This window comes from Shinella pollutisoli, from assembly GCF_024609765.1.
Taxonomy (GTDB): domain Bacteria; phylum Pseudomonadota; class Alphaproteobacteria; order Rhizobiales; family Rhizobiaceae; genus Shinella; species Shinella pollutisoli.
In genome coordinates, this window is the sequence record NZ_JANFDG010000001.1 from 163,719 (window position 1) to 176,746 (window position 13,028).

The 13,028-nt window shown below is 70.1% G+C and carries 15 protein-coding genes; 8 read left to right on the forward strand and 7 right to left on the reverse strand.

Annotated features, from left to right (window positions below; all coding sequences use genetic code 11):
• The first annotated feature begins 55 nt into the window (after positions 1 to 55).
• The 3 genes from NNZ72_RS00835 to NNZ72_RS00845 all read left to right on the forward strand — a co-directional run bounded on the left by NNZ72_RS00835 (position 56) and on the right by NNZ72_RS00845 (position 2,606).
• A complete protein-coding gene (locus tag NNZ72_RS00835) occupies positions 56 to 301 on the forward strand; it encodes a MerR family transcriptional regulator (protein WP_257311262.1) in 246 nt (81 codons plus the stop codon).
• A gap of 120 nt (positions 302 to 421) precedes the next feature.
• Positions 422 to 2,311 carry a methyl-accepting chemotaxis protein gene (locus tag NNZ72_RS00840; RefSeq protein WP_257311265.1) on the forward strand — a complete coding sequence of 630 codons (1,890 nt, stop codon included), beginning with the start codon at positions 422 to 424 and terminating at the stop codon, positions 2,309 to 2,311.
• A 70-nt stretch (positions 2,312 to 2,381) separates the two neighbouring features.
• Positions 2,382 to 2,606: a Y4lK-related protein gene (locus tag NNZ72_RS00845; protein WP_257311268.1), complete on the forward strand. Its 225-nt coding sequence runs from the start codon at positions 2,382 to 2,384 to the stop codon at positions 2,604 to 2,606.
• Here the strand turns inward: NNZ72_RS00845 and NNZ72_RS00850 are convergent.
• Complete coding sequence (locus tag NNZ72_RS00850) at positions 2,603 to 3,337, reverse strand: helix-turn-helix transcriptional regulator (protein ID WP_257311270.1); 735 nt, start codon at positions 3,335 to 3,337, stop codon at positions 2,603 to 2,605. The two genes, NNZ72_RS00845 and NNZ72_RS00850, sit on opposite strands and share 4 nt — an antisense overlap.
• A gap of 174 nt (positions 3,338 to 3,511) precedes the next feature.
• On the opposite strand from NNZ72_RS00850, the gene NNZ72_RS00855 reads away from it, so the two are divergent.
• The 3 genes from NNZ72_RS00855 to ligD all read left to right on the forward strand — a co-directional run bounded on the left by NNZ72_RS00855 (position 3,512) and on the right by ligD (position 7,153).
• The gene (locus tag NNZ72_RS00855) at positions 3,512 to 3,712 is read left to right on the forward strand and encodes a hypothetical protein (RefSeq protein WP_257311273.1); all 201 of its coding nucleotides are present in this window, start codon (positions 3,512 to 3,514) and stop codon (positions 3,710 to 3,712) included.
• 66 nt (positions 3,713 to 3,778) lie between these two features.
• Entirely contained in the window at positions 3,779 to 4,621 is an 843-nt protein-coding gene (ku, locus tag NNZ72_RS00860; protein ID WP_257311275.1) for a non-homologous end joining protein Ku, read from the forward strand.
• A 3-nt stretch (positions 4,622 to 4,624) separates the two neighbouring features.
• Positions 4,625 to 7,153 carry a DNA ligase D gene (ligD, locus tag NNZ72_RS00865; RefSeq protein ID WP_257311277.1) on the forward strand — a complete coding sequence of 843 codons (2,529 nt, stop codon included), beginning with the start codon at positions 4,625 to 4,627 and terminating at the stop codon, positions 7,151 to 7,153.
• Between the two features lie 51 nt (positions 7,154 to 7,204).
• Here the strand turns inward: ligD and ku (NNZ72_RS00870) are convergent, their stop codons facing one another.
• The 4 genes from ku (NNZ72_RS00870) to NNZ72_RS00885 are packed head-to-tail and all read right to left on the reverse strand — an operon-like array spanning position 7,205 to position 10,595.
• Positions 7,205 to 8,002 (reverse strand): non-homologous end joining protein Ku, encoded by a 798-nt coding sequence (ku, locus tag NNZ72_RS00870; RefSeq protein ID WP_257311279.1) that lies wholly within the window; start codon positions 8,000 to 8,002, stop codon positions 7,205 to 7,207.
• Complete coding sequence (locus tag NNZ72_RS00875; RefSeq protein WP_257311281.1) at positions 8,002 to 8,223, reverse strand: hypothetical protein; 222 nt, start codon at positions 8,221 to 8,223, stop codon at positions 8,002 to 8,004. Before NNZ72_RS00875 ends, ku (NNZ72_RS00870) begins: the two co-directional genes overlap by 1 nt.
• Before the next feature lie 24 nt (positions 8,224 to 8,247).
• Positions 8,248 to 9,306 carry a DNA topoisomerase IB gene (locus NNZ72_RS00880; protein WP_257311283.1) on the reverse strand — a complete coding sequence of 353 codons (1,059 nt, stop codon included), beginning with the start codon at positions 9,304 to 9,306 and terminating at the stop codon, positions 8,248 to 8,250.
• Between the two features lie 11 nt (positions 9,307 to 9,317).
• On the reverse strand, positions 9,318 to 10,595 hold the full coding sequence (locus NNZ72_RS00885) for a sugar phosphate nucleotidyltransferase (RefSeq protein ID WP_257311286.1): 1,278 nt from the start codon (positions 10,593 to 10,595) through the stop codon (positions 9,318 to 9,320).
• 140 nt (positions 10,596 to 10,735) lie between these two features.
• On the opposite strand from NNZ72_RS00885, the gene NNZ72_RS00890 reads away from it, so the two are divergent.
• Complete coding sequence (locus tag NNZ72_RS00890) at positions 10,736 to 11,032, forward strand: DUF3175 domain-containing protein (protein WP_257311287.1); 297 nt, start codon at positions 10,736 to 10,738, stop codon at positions 11,030 to 11,032.
• A gap of 7 nt (positions 11,033 to 11,039) precedes the next feature.
• A complete protein-coding gene (locus NNZ72_RS00895; RefSeq protein ID WP_257311290.1) occupies positions 11,040 to 11,558 on the forward strand; it encodes a cupin in 519 nt (172 codons plus the stop codon).
• Here the strand turns inward: NNZ72_RS00895 and NNZ72_RS00900 are convergent, their stop codons facing one another.
• Complete coding sequence (locus NNZ72_RS00900; protein WP_257311293.1) at positions 11,559 to 12,053, reverse strand: BON domain-containing protein; 495 nt, start codon at positions 12,051 to 12,053, stop codon at positions 11,559 to 11,561. It lies immediately after the preceding gene.
• An 87-nt stretch (positions 12,054 to 12,140) separates the two neighbouring features.
• A complete protein-coding gene (gene mmsB, locus NNZ72_RS00905; RefSeq protein WP_257311297.1) occupies positions 12,141 to 13,028 on the reverse strand; it encodes a 3-hydroxyisobutyrate dehydrogenase in 888 nt (295 codons plus the stop codon).

Consider the following 13,028-nt stretch of genomic DNA (forward strand, 5'->3'; position numbering starts at 1 on the left):
GCCGGCACCGGCGGGGCGACCGTCGCCGTGTGTCCTGACGACAGGATATCCCGTGATGGCCGACATCATCTCCCTCTCCGCCCATCTGTCCGACCGGCTGCAGAACCAGCGGCACATCGACATGCTCGCGGCCCTCGGCGAGGGACAGGCGCGCTTCGACTACCTCGCCGTGACGCGGGCCCTGCTGGACCAGAGCATGCACGACCTCGGCCGCATCCGGCAGGAGCTTCGCACGTTGGTCGCCGCCTGCGAGGACACCGGCCCGGACGGCCTGCCCGGCGGAGGAGACACGCCGGCCTGACCGGGGCCGGACAGCACATCCGACACGAGCGGCTCGGTCGCCCGCAAGGCAGGCGCGGACAGAGGCCTGCCTCCCCTTACCCTTCCCCTTCCCCCAAGAACCGCCACGGGAAACATCGCAATGGCTAGAGCAACCGGTTTGAAGATCATGACCCGCCTGGGCCTCGGCTTCGGCTTCGTCCTCCTCCTGATGCTGGCCCTGACCTTCCAGTCGATCCGAGAGGTCAACCACATCAGCGGCAACCTTCAGGTCACCAACGAGGTGAACAGCGTCAAGCAGCGCTTCGCCATCAACTTCCGCGGCAGCGTGCACGACCGCGCCATCGCGATCCGCGACGTGGTGCTGGCCGGCGACGCCGCCGACCGCGAGGCCTCCGTCATCCTCATCGAGAAGCTCGCCGCCGCCTATGCCGAAAACGAGGTGAAGCTCGACGCGATGCTGGCCGCGCCGGACGGCGCCACGCCGGTGGAGCGCGGCATCGCCGCCGAGATCGCCGAGGTGCAGGCGAAGACCAATCCGCTCGTCACTCGGATCATCGACCTGACGCGCGGCGGCAGCACCGCCGAGGCGGAAGCCATCCTGCTTTCCTCCGCCCGCCCGCTCTTCGTCGACTGGCTCGCCGCCATCAACAAGTTCATCGACTACCAGGAGAACCTGAACAAGACGATCGGCGAGGACGTCTCGCATTCGGCGAGCAGCTTCCAGCGCCTGTCGCTGACCGGCCTGTCGATCGCGCTGGCGCTCGCCGCGGCCGCCGCCTATGTCGTCAGCCGCTCGGTCACCCTGCCGATCGCCCGCCTCCAGGCCATGCTGATGCGCATGGCCTCCGGCGAGATGGATTCCGACCTCGAGCTCGCCAAGCGGCGCGACGAGATCGGCGGCCTCGCCAAGGCGGTCGAGGAGGTGCGCTCGGCGATCGTCGCCAATGCCGAACGGCAGGCGGACGCCGCCCGTGCGGCCAGCGAACGGGCCCAGCAGGAGATGGAGCGCGCGCGCCGCGAGGGACAGGAGAAGATCGTCGCGGAAGTGGTCGACAAGCTCGGCGCCGGCCTGGAACGGCTGTCGCAGTGCAATATCCGCATGACGATCGACGAGCCCTTCTCCGAGCCCTTCGACGGCCTGCGCCGCGACTTCAACGACTCCATCGCCACCTTCCAGGAGACCCTGTCGCAGGTCATGCAGCGCACCCGCGCGATCTACGAGAACGGCATCGAGATGCGCGAGGCGGCCATGCAGCTCGCCGACCGCACGCAGAAGCAGGCGGCCTCGCTGGAGGAGACCTCCGCCTCGCTCGAACAGGTGACCGTCACGGTGCGGCTTTCGACCGACCGCACCCAGGAGACCCGCAAGCTGGTGAAGCAGGCCCGCGACTGTGCCGACGCCTCCAGCGCCATCGTCGGCGACACCGTCATGGCGATGCAGCGCATCGAGAGCGCCTCGCAGGAGATCTCCTCGATCATCGGCGTCATCGACGAGATCGCCTTCCAGACCAACCTGCTTGCATTGAACGCCGGGGTGGAGGCTGCCCGTGCGGGCGACGCCGGCAAGGGCTTCGCCGTCGTCGCCACCGAGGTGCGCGAGCTCGCCCAGCGCTCGGCCAAGGCCGCCAAGGAGATCAAGGCGCTGATCGGCAACTCCAACACCGAGGTCGACGCCGGCGTGCGGCTCGTCGGCGAGACGGGCGAGGCGCTTGCCCGCATCGGCAACTTCGTCAATTCCATCGACCAGCATATCGACGCGATCGCCTCGGCGGCCGAGGAACAGACGGCCGGATTGCAGCAGATCAATGCGGCCGTCAGCGAAATCGACAGGATGACGCAGCAGAACGCCGGCATGGTGGATCGGACCACGACGATCAGCCACACGCTCGCGGAAGGCTCGACGATGCTCACCGAACTCGTCAACCGCTTCAAGCTGAACCGGCGCTCGACCATACGGGAGCCGGGGACGACCGCCGCGCTCGCCGGCCCCGCGCATGCGGCGGCCGGACGAGACCAGCGCGCCGCCTGACACCAGCATCGAGAGCGCCGGCGAAAGCCGGCGCTTTCATCCGATTTCCGCCGAACGATCCGATCCGAAGATGGTCAGCGAACATTCACTCGACACCGCGATCAACGCCCTGATCGACGAACTGCTGGCACTGGGCTGCGAAGTCGTCGCCATCGGCCGGGGCTACTGCATCAGCGAGCCGGAAGGCATGGAGCCGATCGTCAAGCGCGTGCTCGACGGCTTCGGCCCGCGCGACCACCTGATGCCGCTCTTCAACGCCATCCTGCGCGAGCGCGGGCTCTCCATCGACATCTAGCTTATGAGCCGGCGCCGGATCGCCTCCGCCACGGCCTGGGAGCGGTTGTTGGCACCGAGCTTCTTCACCGCCGCCTTGATATAGGTGTTGACGGTGTCGTTCTGGTAGCCGGTCGCCTCGGCGATCTCGCCGCTGGTGAGCCCGCGGCTGGCATGCGACAGGCAGGCGATCTCTCCCTTCGACAGGCGCAGCTGCTGCGCGGCGAAGCGCTCCATCAGCGGCCGCGTGATCACGGTGTGGATCGGCTCGGCGATCAGCTCGAGGAAGGCGACCTCGTCACGGTCGAACGGCGTCGCCCGCGTGAAGAACACCGCGCCGTAGACGGTGTCGTCGCGCCGGATCGGCACGAGCGTCCGGTTGTGCACGCCGAACAGCTCCGACAGGTATGCAAGGCGCGCCGGCGGCGGCGACAGGGCGTAGACGTCCCTCTCCTCCACGGTCTTCCGCGTCTTCACGGCCGCCAGGAGAACGGGGTCGGCGAGGGCCAGGCGCTCGGCCTCGTAGGTGTCGACGAAGGCCGGCGGCAGGTCGGTATCGACCGACTGGCCCTCGCCGAAACGATAGTGCTCCACGTCGAGACCGAGGACCGCGATATGGTCGAAGGCGATGGCCCGGCGAAAGCGGTCCAGCACGTCGTTGCGGCCGAAATGGCGCAGACAGGGAACCGAACGCAGATCGGGGAAGCGGTCGAGGGCATTCGGTGCCCCGACGAATAGCGCACTGATCGGCATCAGTCCTCTCATTCCTTGCTTCGGTCAAATCTGTTGGGCGATGGTTAGGCAAACGTTAAAGCGCGCCCGTGAAATCTCGCGTGCCGTCCCGCCATGCGGCGCGATCCGGAACAAGCCGGCCTTCCCGGTGTTACGTCCGCATACCGTTCCCGATCACGCGAAGGAGACCCCACCATGGCCATCGACAAACCGAAGGACGGTGCCCCGGGCACCACGGAACAATCGCCCCGCTGGGAAGGCCCCGAGGCGACCCGGCCGCGCGGCTACCTGCCGGCCAAGGACGACCCGGATCACGACCGCGACGCCGCCGGGGAGACCAACAAGGACCCCGTGCGCAGCAAGGTCGGCGACGCGCTGAAGACCCGCGGCGACTGAGCCCCGCCGCCCGGAACAAATCGTCCGGGCGGGCGTTGGCAGACGGTTGGAACCGGAGGGTTGGACGTGGCGCCCAGAGCGAACTGGAAAGGCTTCCTGAAGATCGGCGACCTCGCCTGCGCCGTCGCCCTCTATACCGCCGCCTCGACGAGCGAGCGCGTCGCCTTCCACATGGTCAACCGCGCGACCGGCCACCGGCTGCAGCGCCAGTTCGTCGATAGCGGCACCGGCAAGCCGGTCGAGCGCGAAGACCAGGCGAAGGGATACGAGGCGGCGGCGAACGACTATATCGTGCTCGAAGCCGACGAGGTGGCGGCCGCCGTTCCCGAGAGCGACAAGACGCTCGCGGTCTCCGCCTTCCTCGACTGCGAGGACATCGACGATCTCTTCTTCGACAAGCCCTATTATCTCGCGCCGGCCGACAAGGCGGCGGCGGAGGCCTTCGCGCTGATGCGCGAGGGGATGCGCAAGCGCAGCGTCGCCGCGATCGCCCGCACCGTGCTCTTCCGCCGCGTGCGCACCCTGTTGATCCGCCCGCACGACGCGGGCATGATCGCCACGACGCTCAACTTCGACTACGAGGTGCGCTCCGCGGCCGAGGCCTTCGCCGACATTCCGCAGATCGACATCGGCGGCGAGATGCTGGAGCTCGCCGAGCACATCATCGGCAAGAAGCGCGGCCGCTTCGATCCCGCCGCCTTCGACGACCGCTATGACGCGGCACTCGCCGAACTGGTCCGGGCCAAGATCGAGGGCCGGGCGATCAAGGCCCCGCCCGCCCCGAAGGAGGGCAAGGTCATCGACCTGATGGAGGCGCTGCGCGCGAGCGCCGGCGAGGCGGACGGCAGGAAGGGCAAGCGGAAGGCGGCGAAATCCGCGCCGGCCGCCAAGCGGCGCAAGGCGGGCTGATCCATGGCGACACTCGACGTCTACCGGCAGAAGCGCGATTTCTCGACCACGCCCGAGCCGAAGGGCCGCAAGGCGCGCGCCCGCGGCAACAGCTTCGTCATCCAGAAGCACGACGCCACCCGCCTGCACTACGATTTCCGGCTGGAGATGGACGGCGTGCTGAAGAGCTGGGCGGTGACGCGCGGCCCGAGCCTCGTGCCGGGCGACAAGCGGCTCGCCGTCCATGTCGAGGACCACCCGCTCGACTACGGCGGCTTCGAGGGCACGATCCCCAAGGGCGAATACGGCGGCGGCACCGTGCTCCTCTGGGACCGCGGCACCTGGACGCCGCTCGGCGATGTCGCCAAAGCCTATGCCAAGGGCCATCTCGAATTCGAGCTGTCCGGCGAGAAGCTGCACGGGCGCTGGCACCTCATCCGCATGCAGGGCAAGCCGCGCGAGAAGCGCGAGAACTGGCTGCTGATCAAGGGCGACGACGACTTCGCCCGCGCGGCCGACGAGCCGGACATCCTGGAGGAGCGGCCGGAATCGGTGAAGACCGGCCGCGACCTCGCCGACATCGCCGGGGAGGCGCCCGGCTGGTCCTCGAAGACCGGCCGCATCCGCAAGACGGCCAAAAAAAATCCGCCGCCGCCCGAGCCGGAGGACGAGGCGCTGCCGGACCCGTCCGGCGCGAAGGGCGCCCGCAAGGCCGCGCTTCCCGATTTCATCGAGCCGATGCTCGCCACGCTCGCCGCCGCGCCGCCGCCCGGCGAGCAATGGCTGCACGAGATCAAGTTCGACGGCTACCGCCTTCAGGCGCGGATCGAGGCGGGGCGGGTGAAGCTGCTCACCCGCAGCGGCCTCGACTGGACGAAGAAATTCGGCAAGACGGTCCCCGACGCGCTGCGGGCGCTGCCGGTCGGCACCGCCATCATCGACGGCGAGCTGGTGGTGGAGACGGCTGCCGGCGCCTCGGATTTCTCCGCGCTCCAGGCCGACCTCTCCGACGGGCGCAGCGACCGCTTCGTCTTCTATGCCTTCGACCTTCTCCATCTCGACGGCTACGACCTCACGCGCCTGCCGCTCGTCGAGCGCAAGGCCATGCTGGAGCCGCTGGTGGCGGAGGCCGGCGGGGCGCTGCGCTACAGCGCGCATTTCTCCGAAAGCGGCGAGATGGTGAAGCGCCACGCCTGCCGCCTCAGCCTGGAGGGGGTCGTCTCCAAGCTTCGCAACGCGCCCTACCGCGCCGGCCGCACAAAGAGCTGGATCAAGTCGAAATGCTCGGCCCGGCAGGAATTCGTGATCGGCGGCTTCATCCCCTCGACCGTGTCGCGCAAGGCGATCGGCTCGCTGGTGCTCGGCGTCAACGAGGAGGGCGCGCTCACCCCGGTCGGCCGCGTCGGCACCGGCTTCACCGGCAGCGTCGCCGCCCAGCTCTTCAAGCGGCTCGACGGGCTGCGCGCCGAGAAGAGCCCCTTCTCCCGCCCGCTCAACGCCGAGGAGGGCCGCGGCGGCGTGCGCTACGTGCGGCCGGAGCTCGTGGCCGAGGTCGAGTTCCGCGCCTGGACGGCGGACGGGCACCTGCGCCACGCCTCCTTCCGCGGCCTGCGCGAGGACAAGCCGGCGACCGATGTCGTGCGCGAGACCCCTTCCGGCAAGGCGCCGCCGAAGGAGAAGCCGCAGCGCCGCACCGTGCGGCTTACCCATCCCGACCGGATCTACTGGCCGGACGAGGGCGTGACGAAGGAGGGGCTCGCCGACTACTACACCGAGGTCTGGCGCCATATCGCGCCGCACATCGTCGGGCGGCCGCTCGCGCTCCTGCGCGCGCCCTCCGGCATCGACGGCCAGAAATTCTTCCAGAAACACGCCTGGAAGGGCGTCAATCCGAATATCCGCCTCGTGCAGGATCCCGAGGAGAAGGACGGCGAGCCGCTGATCGCCATCGACGATTTCGACGGGCTGATGGGACTGGTGCAGTCGGCGGTGCTGGAGATCCATCCCTGGGGCTCGACGCTCGACGACTGGGAACGGCCGGACCGGATCATCATGGACCTCGATCCCGGCGAGGGCGTCGCCTGGCCGGCAGTCCTCGCCGCGGCGCAGGAGACGCGCGAGCGGCTTGAGGCGACGGGGCTTGCCGCCTTCGTCAAGACCTCCGGCGGCAAGGGCCTGCACGTCGTCGCCCCGCTCGAACCCTCCGCCGACTGGCCGCAGGTCAAGGCCTTCTGCAAGGCGCTCGCCGACGCCATGGCGTCCGACAGCCCGGACGCCTACGTCTCGACGATCAGCAAGGCGAAGCGGCGCGGCAAGATCCTGATCGACTACCTGCGCAACCAGCGCGGCATGACGGCCGTCGCCCCCTATTCCACCCGCGCCCGGCCGGGTGCGGCCGTCTCCATGCCGCTCGCCTGGGAGGAACTGGGACCGGAGATCGGCCCGGCCTATTTCACGGTGGAGAACACGCCGACCCGGCTCGCGGCGCTGAAGGCGGACCCCTGGGCGGATTTCACGGCGTCGGCGCGCAGGCTGCGGAAGGACAAGCCCTGAGGCATCGCGGGCGCGGAAAGACGCTTCGCGCATCCGTCCGGATGCGGCGCCCTAGCGTTTCCCGCCTTCGGCCTTGAGGCTGCGGCGCAGCGCATCCATGATGTTGACCACGTTGCCGGCGGGCTCCGGCGCGGCCTTCGGCCTGGCGGGACGCTTCCTGCCCTTCTTCTTGGCGGCGATGATCTCCAGCAGGCGGTCCTGCACCGGGTCGGTCACCATGGCCGGCTCCCAGCCGCGCCTCTGCCTGTCGATCAGCTTGCCGACGAGGGCAAGGGCCTTGGCCTCCGGCCTGGCGCCGTCCGCCTTGCCGAAATAATCGGCCGCCTCGCGCACCTCGTCGCCGTAGCGCAGCGTCCAGACGACGATGCCGCGGTCGCGCGGCTCCAGCATCACCGCCCGTTCGCGCCGGTAGAGGACGAGCCGGGCGATGCCGACGGTGCCGGTGGAGGCCATCGCCTGGCGGATCACGGCGAAGGCCTCCTCGCCCACCTTGTCGTCCGGCAGGAGGAAATGCGGCGTGTCATACCAGATCCAGCCGATCGATTCCTTCGGCACGAACATCTCGATGTCGATGGTGCGCGTGCTTTCCAATGCCACCGCCGCGATCTCCTCGTCGTCGAGAACGATATAGTCGTCCTCGCCGCGCTGGTAGCCCTTCGCCTCGTCCTCCTCGTCGACCGGCTTGCCGGTGACGGAATCGACGTAGCGGGCGACGACGGGATTGCCGGTGCGGCGGTTGAGGGTGCGGAAGCGGACCTTCTCCTCCTCGGAGACGGCCGGCATCATCGCCACGGGGCAGGTCACCAGCGACAGCTTCAGATAGCCTTTCCAGAAGGTGCGCGGGGCCACTAGCGTTCCCTCTCGAGCGGCAGGTGCCGCGACATGGCGAAGCGCTCGGCGAAGACGAGGTCTTCCTGCGTCACGATCGGCACGGGATCGGAGAGCATCGCCAGCAGGGTCTCGCGCGGGATGGACTCGTCCTCCAGCACCTCCATCAGCGCGCCGCGGGTCTCGCGTTCGGCCCTTAGCAGCGCCGCGAGCGCCAGTATCAGTCTGTCCTTGCCGTCCATACGGGCCTCCCGCTCGTCGCGTTGCTAACGCGCGCGCGGCGGCTTGGTTCCGGCGGCGCGGCGGCGGCGGGCGTTGCGCCGGCTTTCCAGGAAGCGGAGCAGCCGCGCCTCCTCTTGCCGCAGGCCGGGCTTCGGCGGCGGCGGCCGGCGCAGCGCGGGGCGGATCGTCTCCGGCTCCCGCGCGAGCGCCAGGATGTCGGGATGGATGTAGCTCGACCGGCAGATCGCCGGCGTGTTGTGCAGCGTCTCGGCGGCATGCGTCGCCATCGCCCGGACCGTCGGCCGCTCGCCCGCCTCGATCGCCTGGCGGGCGAGCCCGAAGGCGGCGAGACTGCCGGCCCAGGTGCGGAAGGTCTTCGCCGAGACGGGCAGGCCGGAGATATCCGCCAGATAGGCGTTGAGCCGGCCGGAATCGATCGGATGCACGAGGTCGGCCTCGTCCTTCCAGACGAAGAGCTGCCGGCCGGGCAGGTCGGCGCATTGCTCGAGGAGACGCTGCAGGCGGGGATGGCGCAGGCTGCGCCGCACCCTCCTGCCGCCCTTGGCAACGAAGCGCAGCTCGATGCGCCCGTCCGAGAGCGAGACGTGGCGCTTGAGGAGCGTCGTCGCGCCGAAGGTGCGGTTCTCTTGCGCATAGACGCGGTTGCCGACGCGAAGCTGCGCCTCGTCGAGAAGCACGACGATCGCCGCCAGCATCGTCTCGGCCGCGCCCGCCGGGCCGTCGAGGTCGCGGCGCACCGCGCGCCGCAGCCGCGGCAGCGCCCGGCCGAAGGCGATGAGCTGGGCGAACTTGTCGCCGCTCTTCAGCGCGCTCCAGTCGCGGTGGTAGCGGTACTGCTTGCGGCCGCGGGAATCGTATCCCGTCGCCTGCAGGTGGCCGTTCTCGTCGATGCAGATCCAGACGTTCTCGTAGGCCGGCGGCAGGCCGAGGGCGGCGATCCGCGCCTTCACCGCTGCGTCGCGCACAAGCGAGCCGTCCGGCAGGCGATAGCAGAAGCTCCGCCCCGTCCGGTGGCGGCGGATGCCCGGCTCGCTGTCCGAGACGTAGACGAGCCCGACCTCATTCAGTGCGTCCTCCTGCATGGCACGACCGTTCAGCCGAGCGGCAGCCTCCCGCCGGCGGCGACCGCCGCGGCCGGGCCCGAGCGCCATCCCTGCAGGATGCGGCGCGTTTCCCGCCGCCGGTCGAGCATGCGCCGGTCGACGAGCACGACGCCGCCCGGCGTGCGGCGGAACCAGCGGGCGTCCTCCTCCGCGTCCTCACCGATCACGAGTGCGCCCGAAAGGCGCGCGTCCGGCGCGACCACGCAGTTGCAGATCCGCACCCCGCGCTCGACCACCGCGCCCGGCATCAGCACGCTGCGCAGCACGCGCGCGCCCTCGCCGAGGACGACGCGGGGGCCGACGACCGACTGCGCGACGAGGCCGGCCGGCTCGGAATCCGGGAAGACCAGCGAGCCGCCCTCGCGGCGCTCGCCCATCCAGCCGACGTGCAGCGGCCAGCCGTCGAGGTCGAGGCCGCCCTGCCCCGGACCGCGCAGCAGGTCCATGTTGGCCTCGTGCAGGGCGTCGATCGTGCCCACGTCGCGCCAGTAGCCGGGCCGCCCGCCGTCGCCCGGCGCGGCGAAGCGATGGGCGAAGGCGTTGCCGCCGGCGATCAGCCTCGGCAGCACGTCCCTACCGAAGTCGCGGCTCGAACGCGGATCGGCCGCGTCGGCCGTCAGCGCCGCCCGCAGCAGCGGCCAGTCGAAGACGTAGATGCCCATGCTGGCGAGCGACCGGTCCGGCCGGTCGGGCAGCGTTGCGGGCGCGGCCGGCTTCTCGGCGAATTCAACGATGCGGCCCTCCCCGTCCGTGCCGAGGATGCCGAAGCCGTGCGCGAGCGACACCGGCACGACCTCCGCCGCGACGGTCACGTCGGCTCCGGAGGCGACGTGGTCGGCGAGAAGCCGCTCGTAGTCCATCTGATAGATATGGTCGGCGGCGAGCACGAGCACGTGGCGCGGCGCGCGGGCGTCGATTGCGGCGATGTTGCGATAGACGGCGTCGGCCGTGCCCCTGTAGCCGGTCTGCTCGTCGCCGCCGCTCGACAGGGTCTCGATCGAGCCGCCGTGAACGGCGAAGCGGGCGCGCCAGCGCGAGCGGACATGGCTCACCAGCCGGGCCGGACGGTACTGCGTGGCGACCAGCGCATGCCGCAGGCCCGAGTTCAACACGTTCGCCAATGCGAAGTCGATGATCCGCGAGGAGCCGGCGAAGGACACCGCGGGCTTGCACTCGTCGTCGGTCAGCTCGTGCAGTCGGGTTCCCCGCCCGCCGGCCAGAACGAAGGCAAGGCACGAGCGGGAGAGCGGCGAGGTGCTGGAGATCATGGAGGGAATATCCTGTGGCGGCGCGCGATGATGGCAATGAACGCGCCGGGCGGCGGAAAGTTCCCCGGCGGGCCCTTGCCGGCGGCGGAATCCGGCCAATATCACTCCCGTCCCGACGAATTGCCCGAAGGAGACCGGCGATGGCCGAAAGCAAGAAGAAATGGTCCCAGGACGTCACCGAGAACAGCGATGCGATGGACCTCGAGGAGGGCGTCTTCAAGCAGCGCAGCGCCAGGAAGATCGCCCAGTCGCTGCGGCGCTCGGCCGAGGCGAGCGACCGGCGCAAGTCGAGCCCGTTCCAGTCGGCCATGTCCATGCTCACCTTCTACATCAACCGCGCCGGCGACCAGCTTTCCGACAGCCGCCGCGCGACGCTGGAGAAGGCCAAGGACGAGCTGCGCAAGGATTTCGACAAGGCGCCGAAATCGGACGGATGAGGAGCGCATGACCGAGCCGGAGACGCTCGTCTTTTCCGCCAGCGAATGGGTGCCCAACCACCCGTTCCTGCCGGTGCTCGCCTATCGCGCGGTCTTCCCGCCGGAAGAGGACGACCGGGCGGCGGCGTTCGAGCGGCGGTTCGGCGCGGCCGGATGGCGCGGGCTCTGGCGCAACGGCGTCTTCGCCTACCAGCACTATCATTCCGGCGCGCACGAGGTGCTGGGCATTGCCGGGGGAGAGGCCGAGCTCCTGATCGGCGGACCGACGGGCGCCCGCCTTTCGGTCCGGGCCGGCGATTGCCTCGTGCTTCCCGCCGGCACCGGCCACCGGCGGCTGTCGGCCAGCGGCGATTTCCTCGTCGTCGGCGGCTATCCGCCCGGCCAGCACGCCGACATCCTCACGACCGAGGCGACGATCGACCAGCTGGCGGCCATAGAGGCCCTGCCGGTTCCGGAGAGCGATCCCCTCTACGGCGCGGACGGGCCGCTCGTGACGATCTGGCGGCGCGCCGCGGCCCGGGCCTGACTATTCGTCGGCATCGCGCGGCATGTGGCTGTCGACGCCGCGCGACGACAGGCCGTCCGCACGCACGTCGCGCACGCCCGCCATGGCGCGGACGAGCGCGATCAGGTGGCCGCGGTCCTCGTCGCTATCGACCGACCCTTCGATATGGGCGACGCCGTGGCGGACGGCGATCTCCAGCGAGGCCATGTCGATGCGTCCGTCCTCCTCCAGCCGCTCGGTGATACGGTTCTCCAGGTCGTCGTCGGCGATGGTGTCCTCCGTGCCGTCGGAGAAGGGCAGCGGCGCGCCGTGGATCTCCTGCGCATCCGGGTCGCCGGAAATGTCGACGCCCTCGTTCTCGATCTCCTCGAAGTTCGCCGCCGTCGTGCCGTAGGGGGCGTTGCGCCGGGCCTTGGGATCCTCGTCCTGGTCCGCATAGGGCCAGCCGTCGCGGATATCGCGCTGCTCGTAGTCGCGGAAATCCTCCTCGCGGGAGGTGTTCTTCGGGTCGCTCATGGCTTTTCTCCTCGGGGCCCGCCGCCCAGAGGGCGACGCCTGCCGAAGAAACCGGAGAGGCGGCGCCTTTGTTCCGCCGGCGTCTCCTCAGCCCGCCTGTGGCCCCCGCAGCATCTCGACGATGGCCGAGAAGTCGCGCGCACCGTGGCCCTGCTTCTCGAACAGGCCGTAGAGCTGCGCCGCCTCCGCGCCGAGCGGCGTGGCAGCACCCGTGGCAAGCGCCGCCTCCTGCGCGAGCAGCAGGTCCTTCAGCATCAGCGCCGCGGCGAAGCCGGGCCTGTAGCCGTTGTTGGCGGGCGAAGCCGGAACCGGGCCGGGGACCGGGCAATAGGACGTGAGCGACCAGCATTGGCCTGAGGAGGTGGAAGCGACGTCGAAGAGCGCCTGGTGCGACAGCCCGAGCTTCTCGCCCAGCGCAAAGGCCTCGCAGACGCCGATCATCGAGATGCCGAGGATCATGTTGTTGCAGATCTTCGCGGCCTGCCCGGCGCCGGGGCCGCCGCAATGCACGCTCTTGCGGCCCATGGCGGCGAGAATCGGCTCCGCCTGCCGGAAGGCCGCCTGCGAGCCGCCGGCCATGAAGGTGAGCGTGGCGGCGGCCGCGCCCCCGGTGCCGCCGGAGACCGGCGCGTCGAGCGACGGGCAGCCGCGCGCGGCGGCGAGCGCATGCGCCTTGCGCGCGCTCTCGACATCGATGGTCGAGCTGTCGATCATCAGCGTGCCGTCCGCGACGAGGCCGCAGAGCTCCTGCCAGACGGAGAGCACATGCGCCCCCTTCGGCAGCATGGTGACGACGCACGCGGCCCCCTCGACCGCCTCTGCGAGCGTCGCCGCCGCGACGACGCCGGTCGCGGCGGCGGCCGCCCGCGAGGCTTCGGACAGGTCGAAGCCCGCGACGGCGTGGCCCGCCTTCACCAGATTGGCCGCCATCGGGCCGCCCATGTTGCCGAGGCCCACGAATGCGATCGTCGTCAT